The organism is Streptomyces sp. NPDC058326 (assembly GCF_042879855.1).
Lineage (GTDB): Bacteria > Actinomycetota > Actinomycetes > Streptomycetales > Streptomycetaceae > Streptomyces.
In genome coordinates this window covers 291,312-310,920 of the sequence record NZ_JBHVZO010000004.1, presented here as the reverse complement: position 1 = coordinate 310,920, position 19,609 = coordinate 291,312, and the positions used below count along the sequence as shown (strand labels likewise).

Below are 19,609 nucleotides of genomic sequence, written 5' to 3'. Positions count from 1 at the left end.
CATGGGACATGTCGAGGCCGCGCATCTTGAGTACTACCTTCCCGACGGGAGGGTCCTGCTCGGGGACGCCTCCTTCCGGGTCGGGGAGGGCGCCGTCGTCGCCCTCGTCGGGGCCAACGGCGCCGGCAAGACCACACTGCTCCGGCTGATCGCCGGAGAGCTCCAGCCGCACGGCGGCTCCGTCACCGTCAGCGGCGGACTCGGCGTGATGCCGCAGTTCGTCGGCTCCGTACGGGACGAGTCCACCGTCCGTGACCTGCTGGTATCGGTGGCCCAGCCCCGGATCCGGGAGGCCGCGAAGGCCGTCGACGAGGCCGAGCACCTGATCATGACGGTCGACGACGAGGCCGCGCAGATGGCCTACGCACAGGCCCTCAGCGACTGGGCCGAGGTCCAGGGGTACGAGGCCGAGACCGTCTGGGACATCTGCACGATGGCCGCGCTCGGCGTCCCGTACGAGAAGGCGCAGTTCCGGCAGGTCAGGACGCTCTCCGGCGGCGAGCAGAAGCGGCTGGTCCTGGAGTCGCTGCTGCGCGGGCCCGACGAGGTGCTGCTCCTCGACGAGCCGGACAACTATCTCGACGTGCCCGGCAAGCGGTGGCTGGAGGAGCGGCTGCGGGAGACCCGTAAGACCGTGCTCTTCATCTCGCACGACCGGGAGCTGCTGTCCCGGGGCGCGCAGAAGATCGTCGCTGTCGAGCCCGGCCCGGCCGGCTCCGACGTGTGGGTGCACGGTGGCGGCTTCGACACCTTCCACGAGGCGCGGCGGGAGCGGTTCGCCCGGTTCGAGGAGCTGAAGCGGCGCTGGGAGGAGAAGCACGCCCAGCTGAAGAAGCTCGTCGTCAACCTGCGGCAGGCGGCCTCGGTCAGCCACGACATGGCATCCCGGTACGCGGCTGCGCAGACCCGGCTGAGGAAGTTCGAGGAGGCGGGGCCGCCGCCGGAGCCGCCGCGCGAGCAGGACATCCGGATGCGGCTGCGCGGCGGCCGGACCGGGGTGCGGGCCGTGACCTGCGAGAACCTTGAGCTGACCGGTCTGATGAAGCCGTTCTCGCTTGAGATCTTCTACGGGGAGCGGGTCGCCGTCCTCGGTTCGAACGGGTCGGGCAAGTCACACTTCCTGCGGCTCCTCGCGGGGGACCCGTCGGTCGCCCACACCGGGGAGTGGAAGCTGGGCGCGCGTGTGGTGCCCGGGCACTTCGCGCAGACCCACGCCCATCCGGAGCTGACCGGGCGGCCGCTCGTCGACATCCTGTGGACGGAGCACGCCAAGGACCGGGGCGGGGCGATGTCGGTGCTGCGCCGGTACGAGCTGGAGCGCCAGGGCGACCAGCCCTTCGACAAGCTCTCGGGCGGCCAGCAGGCCCGCTTCCAGATCCTGCTCCTGGAACTCGCCGGTACGACGGCGCTGCTGCTCGACGAGCCCACGGACAACCTGGACCTGGAGTCGGCGGAGGCCCTCCAGGACGGGCTCGAGTCGTACGACGGGACGGTGCTCGCCGTCACGCACGACCGGTGGTTCGCGAAGTCGTTCGACCGGTACCTGGTCTTCGGGTCGGACGGGGTCGTACGGGAGACGAGTGAACCCGTGTGGGACGAGCGGCGGGTGGAGCGGGCGCGGTGACCTTGAGCGGTCGAGCGGCAGGTGGAGCGGGCGCGGTGGGGTCCGGCGCGTTTTGACCCGTCCGGGGTGTCGCGAGTACTGTTGCGGTTTGTTATGCGTATCGGCTTCGTCGTTCTCACGCGAAGGGCCCTTACGCAGGTTCCCTGGAGCAGTTACCAGTGGCTCGCATACGGGCGGTGTCCCGGCAGTGCAGGCCCCAGCTGCATGATCGCTTCAGGTGTGTCTGGACTCCATCCACTGAAGAAGCGAAGGCTACGAAGTGCGTACGTACAGCCCCAAGCCCGGCGATGTCACTCGCCAGTGGCACATCATCGACGCGCAGGACGTTGTCCTGGGCCGTCTGGCGACCACGGCTGCGAACCTCCTCCGAGGCAAGCACAAGCCGGTCTACGCCCCCCACATGGACATGGGCGACTTCGTCATCATCATCAACGCTGACAAGGTCCACCTGTCCGGCAACAAGAAGACCCAGAAGCTGGCGTACCGCCACTCCGGCTTCCCGGGTGGTCTGCGCTCCGTCCGTTACGACGAGCTGCTCGCCAAGAACCCCGAGAAGGCCGTCGAGAAGGCCATCAAGGGCATGATCCCCAAGAACACCCTGGGCCGTCAGATGCTCTCGAAGCTGAAGGTCTACGCGGGCGAGAACCACCCGCACGCTGCTCAGCAGCCGGTTCCGTTCGAGATCACCCAGGTCGCGCAGTAGTTCCGGCCACACCCCCTAAGAACGAAAGAAATCTGAGGAGAATCGTGGCCGAGACCACCCCCGAGACCCCCGTCGACGAGTTCGAGGGCGTCGAGGAGTACACCACCGAGACCGAGCTCGTCGAGGGTGAGTACACCTCCGAGTCGCTCGCGTCCCGCTTCGGCGACCCGCAGCCGGCCGCCGGCCTGGGCCGTCGCAAGAACGCCATCGCCCGCGTCCGGATCGTTCCGGGCACCGGCAAGTGGAAGATCAACGGTCGCACCCTTGAGGACTACTTCCCCAACAAGGTGCACCAGCAGGAAGTCAACGAGCCCTTCAAGGTGCTCGAGCTCGACAACCGCTACGACGTCATCGCCCGCATCGCGGGTGGCGGTGTCTCCGGCCAGGCCGGCGCCCTGCGCCTCGGTGTGGCCCGTGCGCTGAACGAGGCGGACGTCGAGAACAACCGCCCGGCGCTGAAGAAGGCCGGCTTCCTCTCCCGCGACGACCGTGCGGTCGAGCGCAAGAAGGCCGGTCTCAAGAAGGCCCGTAAGGCCCCGCAGTACAGCAAGCGTTAATCGCCTGCTCGGTCTGCTTTCGTACGCCCCGGCGGCACTGCCCGTGCCGTCGGGGCGTACGTTTTTTCATAACCTTTTGCACCTTCATCCTCATTTGATCTTCACCTTCATCTTTGATCAGTTCTTTCATCGGCTTGGGCACGCATTTTCGGAGGACAGCTGTGGGACGACTCTTCGGCACGGACGGCGTACGCGGTGTGGCCAACGCGGACCTGACGGCGGAGCTGGCGCTCGGCCTGTCGGTCGCGGCGGCGCACGTGCTCGCCGAGGCGGGCACCTTCGAGGGCCATCGGCCGGTCGCCGTGGTCGGACGTGACCCCCGCGCGTCCGGAGAGTTCCTGGAGGCGGCCGTCGTGGCGGGGCTCGCCAGCGCCGGAGTCGACGTGCTGCGCGTCGGCGTCCTGCCCACCCCGGCCGTGGCCCACCTCACCGGCGTCCTCGGTGCCGACCTCGGCGTGATGCTCTCCGCCAGCCACAACGCCATGCCCGACAACGGCATCAAGTTCTTCGCGCGCGGCGGACACAAGCTCGCCGACGAGCTCGAGGACAAGATCGAGGCCGTCTACGAGGAGCACCGCACCGGCGCCCCCTGGGAGCGCCCGACCGGTGCCGGCGTCGGCCGGGTCCGTGACTACGAGGAGGGCTTCGACACGTACGTCGCCCACCTCATCGCTGTCCTCCCGAACCGTCTCGACGGACTGAAGGTCGTCCTCGACGAGGCCCACGGCGCCGCCGCCCGCGTCTCGCCCGAGGCCTTCTCCCGGGCCGGCGCCGAGGTCATCACCATCGGTGCCGAGCCCGACGGCCTCAACATCAACGACGGCTGCGGCTCCACCCACCTGGGGCTGCTCCGGGCCGCCGTCGTCGAGCACGGCGCCGACCTGGGCATCGCCCACGACGGCGACGCCGACCGCTGCCTCGCCGTGGACGCCGCCGGCAACGAGGTCGACGGCGACCAGATCCTCGCGGTGCTCGCCCTCGCCATGCGCGAGGCCGGGACGCTGCGCGGCGACACCGTCGTCGCGACCGTCATGTCCAACCTGGGCTTCAAGCTCGCCATGGAGCGCGAGGGCCTGAGCCTCGTCCAGACGGCGGTCGGCGACCGCTACGTCCTGGAGGCCATGAAGGAGCACGGCTACGCGCTCGGTGGCGAGCAGTCCGGGCACGTCATCGTCCTCGACCACGCCACCACCGGCGACGGCACCCTCACCGGCCTCATGCTGGCCGCCCGGCTCGCCGCGACCGGCAAGTCGCTCGCGGACCTCGCCGGGGTGATGGAGCGGCTCCCGCAGATCCTCATCAACGTGAAGGACGTCGACAAGTCGCGCGTGACCACCTCCGCCGACCTGGCCGCAGCCGTCGTCGAGGCGGAGCGCGAGCTCGGCTCCACCGGCCGCGTGCTGCTCCGTTCCTCCGGCACCGAGCCGCTGGTCCGCGTCATGGTCGAGGCCGCGGACATCGAGCAGGCCCGCGCGGTGGCGCAGCGGCTGGCGGACGTCGTGAAGTCCGCGCTGGGCTAGGCTTTCTGAGGCACCGTCATGCGAGAAGGGCCCTCACCGGTGCGGTGGGGGCCCTTCGCCGTGGGGGGGGGCCTCGCGGAGCTTGGGACGTGTGAGGCCCTCGCCGCGCGGGCCGGGCGCTCGGGGCTTCGCCGCGCGGGGGCGCTCAGGGCTTCGGTGTGTGCGGGCCGGGTGCTCGGGACTTCGTACGGAGCCATTGGCCGCGCTGGGTGCGCCAGAGCAGTTTCTGGACGTACAGCGTCAGTACCCCGGCCAGCATGATCCCGAGGAGGTTGAGCAGCAGCTGTTCGACCGAGCCCCACATCTGGCCCAGCTCGCCGTAGCTGAGCGCCACCGCCGCGTTCGCCCCCGCCGGGACCGTCGTCACCGAGATCGCCACGCCCACGAGGGCTCCCGACTTGGCGGAGGTCAGCGAGAGCATGCCGGCCGCGCCCGCGAGCAGCGCCACGACGAACGAGAACGGGTCCGGCTGCCAGATGAAGGACGTGTTGGGGCGCTCCGCGTCCAGCCGCTCCCTGCTGAACAGGTCCAGCGCGTCCATCCCCAGGCTGAAGAGCGTCGTCGCCGCGATCGCCACCGCGAAGCCGACGAGCAGCGCCGTCAGCGACCGCGCCGCCAGCCTCGGGGCCCGCTGCACCACCGCCGTACAGGCTCCGGCGACCGGGCCGAACTCCGGGCCGACCGCCATCGCGCCCACGATCAGGATCGCGTTGTCCAGGACGACACCGCAGGCCGCGATCATCGTCGCCAGGACCATGAACGCGCCGTACGTGATCGACAGCGACGACTCCTCGTGGGTCGCCCCCGTCAGCTGCTCCCAGATCACCGCGTCCGCGGGCTCGCCGGGAGCCTCGTCCTCGGCCGCCTCCGCCCGCTTGGACAGGGAGAGGCCGATGTCGTCGACGGCGATCGACCCGTCCTGATCGATCCCCAGTTCGCACAGGCTCTTGAGGAGTTCATCGCCGGCCTCACGGGCCACGTCGCACATCAGGACGTCTCCCGCCGGGTCCCGCGCAGCGCCCGGAAGCACCACCAGGTGCGTGGTGCCGACCGTCGACTCGATGAGGTCGACCGTGGACCGGGTGCGTTCGGGCGGGACGATCATCCGGAGATGCAGCATCCTCAGAGCTTACGGAGACTCAGCCTCTGCACCTTGTGGTCGGGACCCTTGCGGACCACCAGGGTCGCCCGGCCGCGTGTCGGGGCCACGTTCTCGAGGAGGTTCACCTTGTTGATGGTCCGCCACATCGTGCGGGCGTAGTCGAGGGCCTCCTCCTCGGCGACCTGCGTATAGCGCTGGAAGTACGAGGACGGGTTCTGGAACGCGGTGTCGCGCAGCTTGCGGAAGCGGTTGAGGTACCAGCGCTCGATGTCCTCAGGACGCGCGTCCACGTACACCGAGAAGTCGAAGTAGTCGGCCAGACCGACCCGGGTCCTGCCGTCCTTGCCGGGCAGGGCGGGCTGGAGGACGTTCAGCCCCTCCACGATGAGGATGTCCGGGCGGCGGACGACCAGCCGCTCACCGGGCACGCGGTCGTAGATCAGGTGCGAGTAGACCGGGGCCGTGACCTCCTCCTTGCCCGCCTTGATGTCCGCGACGAACCGGGTCAGGGCCCGGCGGTCGTACGACTCCGGGAAACCCTTGCGGGACATGAGCCCGCGCGCCTTCAGCTCCTCCATCGGATAGAGGAAGGCGTCCGTGGTCACCAGCTCCACGCGCGGATGCTCCGGCCAGCGCGCGAGGAGCGCCTGAAGGAGACGGGAGACGGTCGACTTGCCGACGGCGACCGAGCCGGCGACCCCTATCACGAAGGGGGTGCCGCGCTGCTCCGCGCTCTCGCCGAGGAAGGTGTTGAGGGCGCCGCGCAGACCGCTGGTGGCCTGCACGTACAGATTGAGCAGCCGGGAGAGGGGGAGGTAGATGTCCCGTACCTCGTCGAGGTCGATGACGTCCCCGAGCCCGCGGAGCCGCTCGACCTCGTCGGCGCTGAGCGGCAGCGGCGTCTTCTCGCGCAGATCGCTCCACTCCGCCCGGGTGAGATCGACGTAGGGGGTCGCCTCTGAGGGGCGGCGGGGCCCGGAGCCGTTACGGGGGCCGTCTCCCTTGGCGGAGCCGTTCCCGTCGGGGCTTCGTGGCGGCGAAGTGATCACCCCGCCATTGTCGGGGGTCGGGCGGCTCCGTGGGCCGTGGGGTGGGTCACGCGACAAAAACCGTTGTCCGAGCCCTCCTCTAGGGTGATCATGCTGATGCCGCGTGGGCTCCTGTACTTCACGCGGGGGGAGCCGCCGCCGGCGGCACGAAGAGAGAACAGAGAGCCACACCCATGCGTACGCCCTTCAGGACCGCCTCCGTCGCCGTCACCGCCGTCTCGCTCGCCCTGCTCGTCACCGCCTGCGGCGGCGGGAAGAAGAGCGACGACCAGGGCAAGGACGGCAAGGACGCCGCGCCCAGCGCCTCCGCCACCACCAGCGCGCCCCCGGCCGAGGCGCTGTCCGCCGCCGAGCTGGAGAAGCTGATCGTCGAGCAGGCCGATCTCCCGGGCTACCAGGTGAAGAAGGCGCCGGCCGCGGAGATCGTCCCGTCCTCCGCGGTCGCGGCGGACAAGCCGTCCTGCAAGCCGTTCGCGGACGCCATGTCGTACATCGCGACCGGAAACCCGGCCGCGTCCGCGCACCGCAGGGCCATCGAGGTGCCGAAGACCGACGGTGCGACGGCGTCCCCCGAGGACATCATGGGGGCGCTGGGCGCACCGGCGACGGGCGTGACCCTCGGCTCGTACGACGGGAAGGGCGCCCAGGAGGCCTTCGCCTCGCTGAAGAAGGCCGGGGCCGAGTGCGGGGGCGGCTTCACGCTCATCGGCGGCGGCGAGAAGACGAAGATCACGAAGGTCGAGCCGGAGACGGTGTCCGCCGGTGACGAGGCGCTCGCCTGGACGGTGACCACCGACGTGGCCGGGCAGCCGTTCGTCACCAAGCTGGTCGCCTTCCGCAAGGGCGGCACGCTGGCCTCGTTCTCCACCCTCAGCTTCGGCGGCCCGGTCAAGTCTCTGCCGACGGCGATCATCACGGCGCAGGACAAGAAGCTCGGCTGACGCGCGCCCACCGACGCGCGCCCGTCGAACCCCGCCGACTCCGGGCCACCGGGCGCCTTCCCCCCTAGGCTTCCCACATGTGTGGAATCGTGGGATACGTCGGCGGGCAGTCGGCGCTTGATGTGGTGGTCGCGGGTCTGAAGAGGCTCGAATACCGGGGCTACGACTCGGCCGGTGTCGCGGTGCTCTCCGACGGAGGGCTCGCCGCGGCGAAGAAGGCGGGCAAGCTCGTCAATCTGGAGAAGGAGCTCGTGGACCGGCCGCTCGCCGGCGGGTCCGTGGGCATCGGGCACACCCGCTGGGCCACCCACGGCGGGCCGACCGACGCCAACGCGCACCCCCACCTGGACAACGCGGGGCGCGTCGCCGTCGTCCACAACGGCATCATCGAGAACTTCGCCGCCCTGCGCGAGGAGCTCGGCGAACGCGGCCACGACCTGGTCTCCGAGACGGACACCGAGGTCGTCGCCCACCTCCTCGCCGAGGAGTTCTCCTCCGCCTGCGATCTCGCCGAGGCCATGCGGCTCGTGTGCAGGCGGCTCGACGGGGCGTTCACCCTGGTCGCCGTGCACGCCGACCAGCCGGACGTCGTCGTCGGCGCCCGCCGGAACTCGCCGCTCGTCGTCGGCGTCGGCGAGGGCGAGAACTTCCTCGCCTCCGACGTCTCCGCCTTCATCGCCCACACCCGCTCGGCCATCGAACTCGGCCAGGACCAGGTCGTCGAGCTGACCAGGGACGGCGTCACCGTCACCGACTTCGAGGGGGCGCCCGCCGACGTACGGGCCTACCACGTGGACTGGGACGCCTCCGCCGCCGAGAAGGGCGGCTACGACTACTTCATGCTCAAGGAGATCGCCGAGCAGCCCAAGGCCGTCGCCGACACCCTCCTCGGCCGGATCGACGGCGCGGGCCGGCTCACCCTCGACGAGCTGCGCATCCCGGTCCACGTCCTCCGCGAGGCCGACAAGGTCGTCATCATCGCCTGCGGCACCGCCTTCCACGCCGGGCTCATCGCCAAGTACGCCATCGAGCACTGGACCCGGATCCCCTGCGAGGTCGAGCTCGCCAGCGAGTTCCGCTACCGGGACCCGATCCTCGACCGGCGGACCCTCGTCATCGCGATCTCCCAGTCCGGCGAGACCATGGACACCCTGATGGCGCTCCGGCACGCCCGTGAGCAGGGCGCGAAGGTCCTCGCCGTCTGCAACACCAACGGCTCGACGATCCCCCGCGAGTCGGACGCCGTGCTGTACACGCACGCCGGGCCCGAGGTCGCCGTCGCCTCCACCAAGGCCTTCCTCACCCAGCTCGTCGCCTGCTACCTGCTCGCCCTCTACCTGGGGCAGGTCCGCGGTACCAAGTGGGGCGACGAGATCCATGCCGTCGTCCGCGAACTAGCCCGGATGGGCGACGAGGTCGAGCGCGTCCTGGAGACCATGGAGCCGGTACGGGCCCTCGCCCGCTCCCTCGCCCACAAGAACACCGTCCTCTTCCTCGGCCGGCACGTGGGCTACCCCGTCGCCCTCGAAGGCGCCCTCAAGCTCAAGGAACTCGCCTACATGCACGCCGAGGGCTTCGCGGCGGGAGAGCTCAAGCACGGGCCGATCGCGCTCATCGAGGAGGACATGCCCGTCGTCGTCGTGGTGCCCTCGCCGAAGGGCCGGTCCGTCCTTCACGACAAGATCGTCTCCAACATCCAGGAGATCCGGGCGCGCGGGGCACGGACCATCGTGATCGCGGAGGAGGGCGACGAGGCCGTCGTCCCGTACGCCGACCACCTCGTCCGGATCCCGGCCACGCCTACGCTGCTCCAGCCGCTGGTCTCCACGGTGCCGCTCCAGGTCTTCGCCTGCGAGCTCGCCACCGCGCGGGGCAACGAGGTGGACCAGCCGCGCAACCTGGCCAAATCCGTGACCGTGGAGTGAGTGGGAAATGATCATTGGGGTGGGGATCGACGTGGCGGAGATCGACCGATTCGCCGCGTCCATCGAGCGGACACCGGGGCTGCTCCAGCGCCTCTTCGTCGAGCGGGAGCTGCTGCTGCCCAGCGGCGACCGGCGCGGGCCGGCCTCCCTGGCCGTGCGGTTCGCCGCGAAGGAGGCCCTCGCGAAGGCGCTCGGCGCGCCGGGCGGGCTGCACTGGACGGACGCGGAGGTGTACGTCGAGGGCACCGGCCAGCCGCGGCTGCGGGTGCGCGGGACGGTGGCGGCGCGGGCGGCGGAGCTGGGCGTGAAGCACTGGCACGTCTCGCTCAGCCATGACGCCGGAGTGGCCTCGGCGGTGGTGATCGCGGAGGCGTGAGGGGCCCTTCGTGTACGGGCAGGGCCTGGCCGTTCGGGAACGGCCAGGCCCTGCTGCTGTCCGGCGCGCGACTGCCAGGGCGGGCGCCGGTGGGAGCGCCGCGACTGCCGGGGAAGGCGCCGGTGGGAGTGCCGCGACTGCCACGGCGGGTGCCGGTGGGAGCTCCGCGCGCCTCCACGTCAACCCGTCGCTTCGCGCGGGGGCTTGAGGACTGCGGCAGACTGCTGACCATGCGTACCGCTCACCGTGTGGAGACCGTACGGGCCGCCGAGGCCGCCCTCATGGACCGGCTGCCCCCGGGCGCCCTCATGGCACGCGCCGCAGCGGGCCTCGCGGCCGCCTGCTTCTCCCTCCTCGGCAAGGGCCGGGTGTACGGGGCGAGAGTCGTCCTCCTCGTCGGCAGCGGCGACAACGGCGGCGACGCCCTGTACGCCGGCGTCCGGCTCGCCCGGCGCGGCGCCGCGGTCACCGCCGTCCTGCTCGGCAGCCGCGCCCACGAGGGCGGACTCGCGGCCTTCCGGGCGGCGGGAGGCCGGGTCGCCGACGACCCGTTCGCCCCCCTCGCCACCGCCGACCTCGTCCTCGACGGCATCACCGGCATCGGCGGCCACGGCGGGCTCCGGCCTCACGCGGTGCCCGTCGCCCGGGCCGCCCGCGGCTCCGACGCCGTCGTCGTCGCGGTCGACCTGCCCAGCGGCGTCGACGCGGACACCGGGGAGGTGACGGGGGAGGCACTGCGGGCGGATGTGACGGTGACCTTCGGGGCGTACAAGCCGGGGCTCCTCGTCGACCCCGCCCGGGAGTACGCGGGCGCGCTGCGGCTCGTCGACATCGGACTCGGCGGCGAACTGCCCGGCGTGCCCGACCTGGAGGCGCTCCAGCACGAGGACGTGGCGCGGCTGCTGCCCGTACCGGGCGCCGAGAGCGACAAGTACCGGCGCGGAGTCCTCGGCGTCGTCGCCGGATCCTCCCGCTACCCGGGAGCGGCCGTCCTCACCGTCGAGGGGGCGCTCCGGGGCGGGGCGGGAGCCGTGCGATACGTCGGGCCCGCCGCCGACGCGGTGATCGCCCGGCACCCCGAGACCCTCGTCCACGCGGGACCGCCCTCCGCGGCGGGACGCGTCCAGGCCTGGGTGATCGGGCCCGGGCTCGGCGACGAACCGGGCGTCGGGGACGTCCTCGCCTCGGACGTACCGGTCCTCGTGGACGCGGACGGACTCCGCGGCCTGGACCCGGCCCTCGTACGGGCCCGCAGGGCCCCGACGCTCCTCACCCCGCACGCGGGCGAGGCGGCGGCGCTGCTCGGCGTGGCCCGCGAGGAGGTGGAGGCGGGGCGGCTCGCGGCGGTACGCGAACTGGTGGGGCGGTTCGGGGCGACGGTGCTGCTCAAGGGCTCGACGACGCTGGTCCACGGGCCGGGCGGCGGCCCCGTACGGGTGAACCCCACCGGGACCGGCTGGCTGGCCACGGCCGGCAGCGGCGACGTCCTCTCCGGCCTGGCCGGCTCCCTCCTGGCGGCGGGCCTCCCGGCGGTCGACGCGGCGTCGTGCGCCGCGTACCTGCACGGCCTGGCGGCCCGACGGGCGTCGCAGGGCCGGGGGCCGGTGACGGCGGGAGAGGTGGCGGGGGCGCTGGGGGCGGCGTGGCGGGATGTGACGGCCGGCTCGTAGAGCGCCGCGCCTGGCCGGCGCGTGATCGATGGTGCGCCCCGGTGTCGGGACGTGGAGACCTCGGGGCCACCCGGTCGAAGAAGCGTCGGCCACCCACTCGGCGCCGATGTCCTGAGGCGGGAAGCCGCTCCGTTCCCGGGGCGGAGGATGTCACATCCGGGGAAAGCGGCTCCGGCAGCTGCCACCTGAGAGACTGGGCGCGATGACTGAGACACCGCCGCCCCGCAGAGCCCGCGCCGAGATCGACCTCGGCGCGCTGCGTGCGAACGTCCGCACGCTGCGCGCCCGCGTCGCCCCCCACGTCCGCGTCATGGCCGTGGTCAAGGCCGACGCGTACGGCCACGGCGCCGTCCGTTGTGCCCGCGCCGCCCTCGACGCGGGAGCCGACTGGCTCGGGACGGCCACGCCGCACGAGGCGCTCGCGCTGCGGGCCGCCGGGATCGTCGACGTGCCGGTCATGTGCTGGCTCTGGACGCCGGGGGACCCCTGGGACCAGGGCATCGAGGCCGGTCTCGACATGTCCGTCAGCGGGATGTGGGCCCTGGAGGAGGTGCGGGAGGCGGCCGGCAGGACCGGGCGGACCGCCCGTATCCAGCTCAAGGCCGACACCGGGCTCGGGCGCAACGGCTGCCAGCCCGCCGACTGGCCCGAGCTCGTGGAGGCGGCGCTGAAGGCGGAGGCCGACGGCCTCGTCGAGGTCACCGGGCTGTGGTCGCACTTCGCGTGCGCCGACGAACCCCACCATCCCTCCATCGCCGCCCAGCTCGACGTCTTCCGCTCGATGCTCGGCCACGCGGAGAAGGCCGGCGTCCGGCCCGAGGTCCGGCACATCGCCAACTCGCCCGCCACCCTCACCCTCCCCGAGGCCCACTTCGACCTCGTCCGGCCCGGCATCGCGATGTACGGCGTCTCGCCGAGCCCCGAGCTCGGCACCTCCGCCGAGCTGGGACTGCGGCCCGTCATGTCGCTGAAGGGGAGCGTCGCGCTCGTCAAGCGGGTGCCGGGCGGGCACGGGGTGAGCTACGGCCATCACTACGTCACCGAGGGCGAGACCACCCTCGGGCTCGTGCCCCTCGGGTACGCCGACGGAGTCCCCCGGCACGCCTCCGGCCGCGGGCCCGTCCTCGTCGACGGCACGGTCCGTACGGTCGCCGGGCGGGTCGCCATGGACCAGTTCGTCGTCGACCTCGGCGGGGACGAGCCCGCCCCCGGTACCGAGGCCGTGCTCTTCGGTTCCGGCGACCGGGGCGAGCCGACGGCCGAGGACTGGGCGGTGGCCGCCGACACCATCGCGTACGAGATCGTCACCCGGATCGGCGCGCGCGTCCCGCGCGTGTACCTGGGCGAGTAGGAGAGAGACGACGTGGGCGAGGCGGCCGGTACGGGTACCACCAGCTGGCGGCGTGCCGGGTTCGCCGGCGCCGCGATAGGCGTCCTCGCCGCGGGCGCGGCCGCCGGGGTCGCCGTCGAGCGGCTCACCGTCGGCCGTTCCGTGCGCCAGAAGGCGCGGCTCGCCCTCGACTCCACCGGCCCGTACGGCGGACTGCGCGGGACCCCCGGCCGGGCCCTCGCCGACGACTCGACCGTCCTGTACTACGAGGTCGACGAGGTGGAGGCGGCCGCCCCGCCCGCCCGTCGGCGGCGGCTCTTCGGGCGCAAGGAGCCCGCCCCCGTCACCGTCGTCTTCAGCCACGGCTACTGCCTCAACCAGGACTCCTGGCACTTCCAGCGGGCCGCGCTGCGCGGTCTCGTCCGCACCGTCCACTGGGACCAGCGCAGCCACGGCCGCTCCGGCCCCGGTCTCTCCCAGGCCGGTCCCGACGCGGTGCCCGTGACCATCGACCAGCTGGGCCGTGACCTGAAGGCCGTCCTCGACGTCGCCGCGCCCGAGGGCCCGCTCGTCCTCGTCGGGCACTCGATGGGCGGCATGACGATCATGGCGCTCGCCGACCGCTATCCGGAGTTCGTCCGCGACCGGGTCGTCGGCGCCGCCTTCGTCGGCACCTCGGCCGGGAAGCTGGCGGAGGTGTCGTACGGGCTGCCGATCGCCGGCGTCAACGCCGTCCGCAGGGTCCTGCCGGGGGTGCTGCGGGCGCTCGGCTCCCAGGCGGAGCTGGTCGAGCGGGGCCGCAGGGCGACCGCGGACCTGTTCGCGGGGCTGATCAAGAAGTACTCGTTCGCGTCGAGGGACGTGGACCCGGCGGTGGCCCGCTTCGCGGAGCGGATGATCGAGTCGACCCCCATCGACGTCGTCGCCGCCTTCTACCCGGCCTTCGCCGAGCACGACAAGGCCGCTGCCCTGCCCGTTCTCCGTGAGGTGCCGGTGCTCGCGCTCGCCGGGGACAACGACCTGGTGACGCCGAGTTCCCACACCGAGGCCATCGCCGATCTGCTGCCGGAGGCGGAACTCGTCATCGTCCCCGACGGCGGCCATCTGGTGATGCTGGAGCACCCGGAGGCGGTCACCGACCGCCTCGTCGACCTGCTGGTACGCGCGGGCGCCGGGCCGGAGACGGAGACGGCGGCGGCGACGGTCGCTGCGGAACCGGACACCCGCAACGGATAGGTTGGCGGGTATGGAAGCAGCGCACCCGCCCGTCTCCGGCGCCACCCTCTCCGTCGACTCCCCCCAGCAGATGCAGGAGCTCGGCCGCCGCCTCGCGAAGATCCTCCGCCCCGGTGACCTCGTCATGCTCACCGGCGAGCTCGGTGCCGGGAAGACCACCCTGACCCGGGGCCTCGGCGAAGGGCTCGGGGTGCGGGGGGCCGTCACCTCCCCGACCTTCGTCATCGCCCGCGTCCACCCGTCCCTGAGCGGCGGCCCCGCCCTGGTGCACGTGGACGCGTACCGCCTCGGCGGCGGTCTCGACGAGATGGAGGACCTCGACCTCGACGTCTCGCTGCCCGAGTCGGTCGTCGTCGTCGAATGGGGTGACGGCAAGGTCGAGGAGCTGACCGACGACCGGCTGCACCTGCTGATTCACCGGGTGACCGGCGACACCGACGACGACCGGCGCACGGTCGTGCTGCGCGGGATCGGCCCGCGCTGGGCCGGCGAGGACCTGGGCGTGCTCTGAACGGCCGGGTCATGGGTACGTAGATTCCGACAACGTGTCGGGAAGGTGTTGCGTCGTTCGTACGTGCCGTGGTGACATGGATGCACGAGCCTGGTTAGGTCTACCTAACCTACAGGAGGCATGCATGGCGACGCCGAAGCGCGCGGAACACACCCGGGACCACGTCTCGATGAGTGAGCTGCTGGCGTCCTGCGTGGCCGCCCACACGCTCTCGACCCCACCCCGGACCGGGCAGGAGCAGGACGGGGACGGGTCGGACGCGTGCCTCGGCGGGCTGCGGGACGTCCGGGACGAGGCCGCGTAGGCCCGTGGGCCGGGCAGGACACGCGCTCGGGCGACGACCTTCGCGCCGATCACCGCGAACGGCGACGCTCAGGCGACGACGACGACCTTCGCGCCGATCACCGCGAACATCCACAGCGCGTCACCGTCGGCCCGCTTCATACGGATGCCGCCCGTCTTCTTCGACGGGTCCGGGCTCGGTGTCGAGCCGTCGACCGCCGCGCTGAAGCCGATCGCCACGTCCTCGGCCGTCGCGAACCGCACCACGTGCTCGATCTGCACGCCGTCCGAACCGCGGACCGAGCCCGAACGGGAGGTCACGCTGTACGCCCCGGGCGCCGGGTGCACCGTGCTCGGCATCACCGTGAACGTACGCGTCGCCTTCCCCTTCCCGTCGACCAGCCACACCCGGCGGTCGGCGAGCGCGTACACGACCCGCTCACCGCTGCCCGAGTTCGCCGGGACGGCGAGGGGGTTCGCGGCCGGCTGCTTCGGGCCGCCGCTCGGCGAGACCGAGGGGACGGCGGTGCTCGGCGTCCGCGGCGGCTGCGTCAGATCGGCGGGGACGTTGGCCGAGGCCTGGTACGCGAGGAAGGCGACCGCGGCGACCGCCGCCGCCGTGAGCCCGGCCACGAATCCCGAGCTGCTCCGTGCCACCGTGCCCACCTCTCGTACGAACGTATCGAAGGGTGACGGTAGCAGCCGGGGGAGCGAGGGGCCGGGCACCGTGCCCGGGAGCCGTAGGCTGTTCGCGTGCTGTTGCTCGCCATGGATACCGCCACCCCCGCCGTCACCGTCGCCCTCCACGACGGCGAGGCCGTCGTCGCCTCGTCGAGCCAGGTCGACGCCCGCCGCCACGGGGAGCTGCTGCTGCCCGCCGTCGACCGGGTCCTCAAGGAGGCCGGGCTGACGCTCGACGCGGTCACCGGCCTCGTCGTCGGCGTCGGCCCCGGCCCCTACACGGGCCTCCGCGTCGGCCTCGTCACCGCCGCGGCCTTCTCCTCCGCCCTCGGAGTGCCGGTCCACGGACTCTGCACCCTCGACGGACTCGCGTACGCCTCCGGGATCGGCGAGCCCTTCGCCGTCGCCACGGACGCGCGGCGCAAGGAGGTCTACTGGGCGCGCTACGACGACTCCCGCACCCGCGTGACCGACGCGGCCGTCGACCGGCCCGCCGAGATCGCGGAGTCGCTCGCCGGCCTCCCGGTCGTCGGCGCGGGCGCCCGCCTCTACCCCGAGGCCTTCCCCGACGCCCGTGACCCCGAGCACCAGTCGGCGGCGGCGCTCGGCGCGCTCGCCGCGGAGAAACTGGCGGCCGGCGGGGACGGGTTCCTCGACCCGCTGCCGATGTACCTGCGCCGCCCCGACGCGCAGGTGCCGAAGAACTACAAGGTGGTCACACCCCAGTGACCGGCGCCGTCGAACTGCGCGAGATGCGCTGGTGGGACATCGCACCGGTCCTCGCCCTCGAGGACGAGCTGTTCCCCGAGGACGCCTGGTCGGCGGGGATGTTCTGGTCGGAGCTCGCACACGCGCGCGGACCGCGGGCCACCCGCCGCTACCTCGTCGCGGAGGACGGTGAAGGACGGCTCGTCGGGTACGCGGGGCTCGCCGCCGCCGGCGGACTCGGCGACGTCCAGACGATCGCCGTCGCCCGCGACCAGTGGGGCACCGGCCTCGGCGCCCGGCTCCTCACCGACCTGCTGCAGCACGCCACCGCCTTCGAGTGCGACGAGGTGCTCCTCGAAGTGCGCGTGGACAACACCCGGGCCCAGAAGCTCTACGAGCGCTTCGGCTTCGAGCCCATCGGCTTCCGGCGCGGCTACTACCAGCCCGGAAACATCGACGCGCTCGTGATGCGACTGACCGTCCAAGGAACCGAGACCGAGATCTGATGTCCGTACCGACCCATGGCTGGAATGACTGATGGCTGCTGACGAACCCCTCGTACTCGGCATCGAGACCTCCTGTGACGAGACCGGCGTCGGCATCGTCCACGGGACCACGCTCCTCGCCGACGCCGTCGCCTCCAGCGTCGACACCCACGCCCGCTTCGGCGGCGTCGTGCCCGAGATCGCCTCCCGCGCCCACCTGGAGGCGATGGTCCCGACGATCGAGCGCGCCCTGAAGACGGCCGGGATCTCCGCCAGGGACCTCGACGGCATCGCCGTCACCGCGGGCCCCGGTCTCGCGGGCGCCCTGCTCGTCGGCGTCTCCGCCGCCAAGGCCTACGCGTACGCCCTCGGCAAGCCGCTCTACGGCGTCAACCACCTCGCCTCGCACATCTGCGTCGACCAGCTGGAGCACGGCAAGCTGCCCGAACCGACGATGGCGCTGCTCGTCTCCGGCGGCCACTCCTCGCTGCTGCTCTCCGCCGACATCACCTCCGACGTGCGGCCGCTCGGCGCCACCATCGACGACGCGGCCGGCGAGGCCTTCGACAAGATCGCCCGCGTCCTCGACCTCGGCTTCCCCGGCGGACCGGTCATCGACCGGCTCGCCAGGGAGGGCGACCCGGCCGCCATCGCGTTCCCGCGCGGCCTGAGCGGCTCCCGGGACCCCGCGTACGACTTCTCCTTCTCCGGCCTCAAGACCGCCGTGGCCCGCTGGATCGAGGCCAAGCGGGCGGCGGGCGAGGACGTGCCGGTACGGGACGTCGCCGCGTCCTTCCAGGAGGCGGTCGTCGACGTGCTCACCCGCAAGGCCGTCCGGGCCTGCAAGGACGAGGGCGTCGACCATCTGATGATCGGCGGCGGCGTCGCCGCCAACTCACGCCTGCGGGCCCTCGCCGAGGAGCGCTGCGAGCGGGCCGGGATCCGGCTGCGGGTGCCGCGCCCGGGCCTGTGCACCGACAACGGCGCCATGGTCGCCGCCCTCGGCTCCGAGATGGTCGCCCGCAACCGGCCGGCCTCCGACCTGGAACTCTCCGCGGACTCCTCGCTTCCGGTGACGGACCCGCATGTGCCGGGGAACCACGGGCACACGCACGACCACGATCATGTGCACGAGGTCAGCAAGGAGAACCTGTACCCGTGACCACCGTGACGCTCATGTGGGAGGCGCGGGCCGCCCAGGACCGGGGCGCCGAGCTCCTGGAGTGGGCCAGGGCGCAGGTCCTCCCGTACGAGCCGCTGCGCCGGGAGATCCTCCGCGCTCCCCAGGACCGGGTCCTCGTCCTCACCTGGTGGGAGACGGCGTCGTTCGACGCGGAGCTGCCCGAGCTGCCGGAGCCGGACGCGGAGCTGATCGCCCGTCCGGTCCACCGCTGGCGCTTCGAATCGGTGGAATAGGCGAGGTTCGGGCAACCTTTCGAGCCGGGCGGGCATCCCACAACGCGTGAAGAAGACGATCGCGCTGTGGGCGGCCCTCACCGCCGCCGTACTCCTGGTGACCGGCTGCGCGGCGGAGAACCCCGCCGGGGGCCGTGCGGGCGACCGCGCGGGGAACGTCGGCGGCGGCCGGGCCGCTGACGGCGGCGGTGACCGGGCCGCGGACGGTGACGGCGGCGGTGACGGCGGCGGTGACCGGGCGGGGGACAAGGCGCCCGAGGCCCCCGCCGCACCCGGCGCCGCGGCCGCCGCCGCGTACCGCAAGTGGGGGCTCAAGCCCTTCGCGCCGCCGCCGGCCCCGCCCGCCGCCAAGCCGGTCGTCCGGCCGCCCGGCGGCCCGGTCCCCGTCATCAGCGACATCCCCACCACCGAGAAGATCGTCTTCATCACGATCGACGACGGGGCGGAGAAGGACCCCGAGTTCGTGACGATGATGAAGGACCTCAAGGTCCCGGTCACGATGTTCCTCACCGACGCGGCCATCCGCGGCGACTACGCCTACTTCGCGCCGCTCGTCGCCCAGGGCCACGGGCTCGCCAACCACACCCTCACCCACCCCAACCTGCGCACCCTCTCCCCGGACGCCCAGCGCCGTGAGATCTGCGGTCAGCAGACGAAGCTGAAGAATCGTTACGGTCAGGCCCCGCGGCTCTTCCGCCCGCCCTACGGCAACTGGAACGAGGCCACCCGCGCCGCGGCCGGGGAGTGCGGCGTCGACGCGATCGTGCTGTGGCGGGAGTCCATGCAGATCAAGAACATGCAGTACCAGCGCGGCGACCGGAAGCTGCGCCCCGGCGACATCATCCTGGCCCACTTCCGCGGCCCCTCCGAGCTCAAGGGCCGGACGATGACGGAGATGACCGCCACCATGCTGCGCCGCATCCAGGAACAGGGCTTCACCGTGGCCCGCCTGGAGGACTACGTCTAGGGCCCTGATCCACAAGACAGGCCCGGGTCCCAGGACGCCGGAAAACCTTCCGGGCGTGGTGTCGATGCGGGCGCGGCCCGTTCGACGTATGTGTGGAAGGCGGGGAACGGCCCCGCCGCCGCACCACCGAGGAGTCGTCATGCCCCGCTTCCTGTCCCTCGTCCGGATCGAGGAGAACACCATCGACATGGAGAGCGCCGACCCCGGCTTCGAGGAGCGCATGGGCGCGCTCTTCGAGGAGATCACCAAGGCCGGCGCCATGGTGGACACGGCCGGGCTCAGGCCGACCGCCGAGGCCACCCGGATCACCTGGTCGGACGGGAAGCTGTCGTACACCGACGGACCGTTCACCGAGACCAAGGAGGTCGTCGGCGGCTACGCCATGCTCCAGTGCAAGGACATGGCCGAGGCCGTCGAGTGGGGGAAGCGCTTCCTGGCCGTCCATCCGCCGCAGTGGAAGGTCGGCCTCGAGGTCCGCGAGGTCGAGGAGATGCCGGAAGGCTGACCCCGTCCGCGTTGTCGGTGC

At 72.2% G+C, this 19,609-nt stretch carries 21 protein-coding genes; 18 read left to right on the top strand and 3 right to left on the bottom strand.

Annotated features, from left to right (window positions below):
- The first annotated feature begins 1 nt into the window (after position 1).
- The 4 genes from ACFVYX_RS10050 (at position 2) to glmM (ending at position 4,404) form a co-directional block, all read left to right on the top strand.
- The gene (locus tag ACFVYX_RS10050) at positions 2-1,624 is read left to right on the top strand and encodes an ABC-F family ATP-binding cassette domain-containing protein (RefSeq protein WP_389680872.1); all 1,623 of its coding nucleotides are present in this window, start codon (positions 2-4) and stop codon (positions 1,622-1,624) included.
- Positions 1,625-1,883: 259 nt separating this feature from the next.
- A complete protein-coding gene (gene rplM / locus ACFVYX_RS10045) occupies positions 1,884-2,327 on the top strand; it encodes a 50S ribosomal protein L13 (protein ID WP_361596283.1) in 444 nt (147 codons plus the stop codon).
- A gap of 44 nt (positions 2,328-2,371) precedes the next feature.
- Positions 2,372-2,884: a 30S ribosomal protein S9 gene (gene rpsI / locus ACFVYX_RS10040; RefSeq protein ID WP_015035601.1), complete on the top strand. Its 513-nt coding sequence runs from the start codon at positions 2,372-2,374 to the stop codon at positions 2,882-2,884.
- 161 nt (positions 2,885-3,045) lie between these two features.
- Positions 3,046-4,404, top strand: coding sequence for a phosphoglucosamine mutase (glmM, locus tag ACFVYX_RS10035; protein ID WP_389680871.1), 1,359 nt, complete (start codon positions 3,046-3,048; stop codon positions 4,402-4,404).
- Between the two features lie 145 nt (positions 4,405-4,549).
- On the opposite strand, the gene ACFVYX_RS10030 is transcribed toward glmM, so the two are convergent.
- Complete coding sequence (locus ACFVYX_RS10030) at positions 4,550-5,524, bottom strand: DUF389 domain-containing protein (RefSeq protein WP_389680870.1); 975 nt, start codon at positions 5,522-5,524, stop codon at positions 4,550-4,552.
- Between the two features lie 2 nt (positions 5,525-5,526).
- On the bottom strand, positions 5,527-6,555 hold the full coding sequence (coaA, locus tag ACFVYX_RS10025) for a type I pantothenate kinase (protein ID WP_389680869.1): 1,029 nt from the start codon (positions 6,553-6,555) through the stop codon (positions 5,527-5,529).
- 173 nt (positions 6,556-6,728) lie between these two features.
- Between coaA and ACFVYX_RS10020 the strand changes: the two genes are divergently transcribed.
- The 8 genes from ACFVYX_RS10020 (at position 6,729) to ACFVYX_RS09985 (ending at position 14,848) form a co-directional block, all read left to right on the top strand.
- Positions 6,729-7,496 (top strand): hypothetical protein, encoded by a 768-nt coding sequence (locus ACFVYX_RS10020; protein WP_389680868.1) that lies wholly within the window; start codon positions 6,729-6,731, stop codon positions 7,494-7,496.
- A gap of 77 nt (positions 7,497-7,573) precedes the next feature.
- Entirely contained in the window at positions 7,574-9,421 is a 1,848-nt protein-coding gene (gene glmS, locus ACFVYX_RS10015) for a glutamine--fructose-6-phosphate transaminase (isomerizing) (protein WP_389680867.1), read from the top strand.
- 7 nt (positions 9,422-9,428) lie between these two features.
- Entirely contained in the window at positions 9,429-9,797 is a 369-nt protein-coding gene (locus tag ACFVYX_RS10010) for a holo-ACP synthase (RefSeq protein ID WP_389680866.1), read from the top strand.
- A gap of 230 nt (positions 9,798-10,027) precedes the next feature.
- The gene (locus ACFVYX_RS10005) at positions 10,028-11,467 is read left to right on the top strand and encodes an NAD(P)H-hydrate dehydratase (RefSeq protein ID WP_389680865.1); all 1,440 of its coding nucleotides are present in this window, start codon (positions 10,028-10,030) and stop codon (positions 11,465-11,467) included.
- A 202-nt stretch (positions 11,468-11,669) separates the two neighbouring features.
- A complete protein-coding gene (alr, locus tag ACFVYX_RS10000; protein ID WP_389680864.1) occupies positions 11,670-12,818 on the top strand; it encodes an alanine racemase in 1,149 nt (382 codons plus the stop codon).
- A 12-nt stretch (positions 12,819-12,830) separates the two neighbouring features.
- Positions 12,831-14,033, top strand: a complete 1,203-nt coding sequence (locus ACFVYX_RS09995) for an alpha/beta fold hydrolase (protein WP_389680863.1) — start codon at positions 12,831-12,833, stop codon at positions 14,031-14,033.
- A gap of 10 nt (positions 14,034-14,043) precedes the next feature.
- Positions 14,044-14,544, top strand: coding sequence for a tRNA (adenosine(37)-N6)-threonylcarbamoyltransferase complex ATPase subunit type 1 TsaE (gene tsaE / locus ACFVYX_RS09990; protein WP_389680862.1), 501 nt, complete (start codon positions 14,044-14,046; stop codon positions 14,542-14,544).
- A 124-nt stretch (positions 14,545-14,668) separates the two neighbouring features.
- Complete coding sequence (locus ACFVYX_RS09985; protein ID WP_389680861.1) at positions 14,669-14,848, top strand: hypothetical protein; 180 nt, start codon at positions 14,669-14,671, stop codon at positions 14,846-14,848.
- 68 nt (positions 14,849-14,916) lie between these two features.
- On the opposite strand, the gene ACFVYX_RS09980 is transcribed toward ACFVYX_RS09985, so the two are convergent.
- Positions 14,917-15,483, bottom strand: coding sequence for a hypothetical protein (locus tag ACFVYX_RS09980; RefSeq protein WP_389680860.1), 567 nt, complete (start codon positions 15,481-15,483; stop codon positions 14,917-14,919).
- 96 nt (positions 15,484-15,579) lie between these two features.
- Here ACFVYX_RS09980 and tsaB point away from each other — a divergent pair, with 96 nt between their 5' ends.
- The 6 genes from tsaB (at position 15,580) to ACFVYX_RS09950 (ending at position 19,588) form a co-directional block, all read left to right on the top strand.
- Positions 15,580-16,236 (top strand): tRNA (adenosine(37)-N6)-threonylcarbamoyltransferase complex dimerization subunit type 1 TsaB, encoded by a 657-nt coding sequence (gene tsaB / locus ACFVYX_RS09975; RefSeq protein ID WP_389680859.1) that lies wholly within the window; start codon positions 15,580-15,582, stop codon positions 16,234-16,236.
- A 23-nt stretch (positions 16,237-16,259) separates the two neighbouring features.
- Complete coding sequence (gene rimI / locus ACFVYX_RS09970) at positions 16,260-16,721, top strand: ribosomal protein S18-alanine N-acetyltransferase (RefSeq protein ID WP_389681119.1); 462 nt, start codon at positions 16,260-16,262, stop codon at positions 16,719-16,721.
- 31 nt (positions 16,722-16,752) lie between these two features.
- On the top strand, positions 16,753-17,862 hold the full coding sequence (gene tsaD / locus ACFVYX_RS09965; protein ID WP_389680858.1) for a tRNA (adenosine(37)-N6)-threonylcarbamoyltransferase complex transferase subunit TsaD: 1,110 nt from the start codon (positions 16,753-16,755) through the stop codon (positions 17,860-17,862).
- A 14-nt stretch (positions 17,863-17,876) separates the two neighbouring features.
- Positions 17,877-18,116 (top strand): hypothetical protein, encoded by a 240-nt coding sequence (locus ACFVYX_RS09960; protein ID WP_389681118.1) that lies wholly within the window; start codon positions 17,877-17,879, stop codon positions 18,114-18,116.
- 46 nt (positions 18,117-18,162) lie between these two features.
- A complete protein-coding gene (locus ACFVYX_RS09955; protein WP_389680857.1) occupies positions 18,163-19,083 on the top strand; it encodes a polysaccharide deacetylase family protein in 921 nt (306 codons plus the stop codon).
- Positions 19,084-19,222: 139 nt separating this feature from the next.
- Positions 19,223-19,588 carry a YciI family protein gene (locus ACFVYX_RS09950; RefSeq protein ID WP_073810095.1) on the top strand — a complete coding sequence of 122 codons (366 nt, stop codon included), beginning with the start codon at positions 19,223-19,225 and terminating at the stop codon, positions 19,586-19,588.
- Positions 19,589-19,609: the final 21 nt, after the last annotated feature.

Coding starts and splice junctions, on each gene's coding strand:
- ACFVYX_RS10050 (WP_389680872.1), top strand. CDS start 2: ATGGGACATGTCGAGGCCGCGCATCTTGAGTACTACCTTCCCGACGGG.
- ACFVYX_RS10030 (WP_389680870.1), bottom strand. CDS start 5,524: ATGCTGCATCTCCGGATGATCGTCCCGCCCGAACGCACCCGGTCCACG.
- ACFVYX_RS10020 (WP_389680868.1), top strand. CDS start 6,729: ATGCGTACGCCCTTCAGGACCGCCTCCGTCGCCGTCACCGCCGTCTCG.
- glmS (WP_389680867.1), top strand. CDS start 7,574: ATGTGTGGAATCGTGGGATACGTCGGCGGGCAGTCGGCGCTTGATGTG.
- ACFVYX_RS10010 (WP_389680866.1), top strand. CDS start 9,429: ATGATCATTGGGGTGGGGATCGACGTGGCGGAGATCGACCGATTCGCC.
- ACFVYX_RS10005 (WP_389680865.1), top strand. CDS start 10,028: ATGCGTACCGCTCACCGTGTGGAGACCGTACGGGCCGCCGAGGCCGCC.
- alr (WP_389680864.1), top strand. CDS start 11,670: ATGACTGAGACACCGCCGCCCCGCAGAGCCCGCGCCGAGATCGACCTC.
- tsaE (WP_389680862.1), top strand. CDS start 14,044: ATGGAAGCAGCGCACCCGCCCGTCTCCGGCGCCACCCTCTCCGTCGAC.
- ACFVYX_RS09985 (WP_389680861.1), top strand. CDS start 14,669: ATGGCGACGCCGAAGCGCGCGGAACACACCCGGGACCACGTCTCGATG.
- rimI (WP_389681119.1), top strand. CDS start 16,260: ATGCGCTGGTGGGACATCGCACCGGTCCTCGCCCTCGAGGACGAGCTG.
- tsaD (WP_389680858.1), top strand. CDS start 16,753: ATGGCTGCTGACGAACCCCTCGTACTCGGCATCGAGACCTCCTGTGAC.
- ACFVYX_RS09960 (WP_389681118.1), top strand. CDS start 17,877: ATGTGGGAGGCGCGGGCCGCCCAGGACCGGGGCGCCGAGCTCCTGGAG.
- ACFVYX_RS09950 (WP_073810095.1), top strand. CDS start 19,223: ATGCCCCGCTTCCTGTCCCTCGTCCGGATCGAGGAGAACACCATCGAC.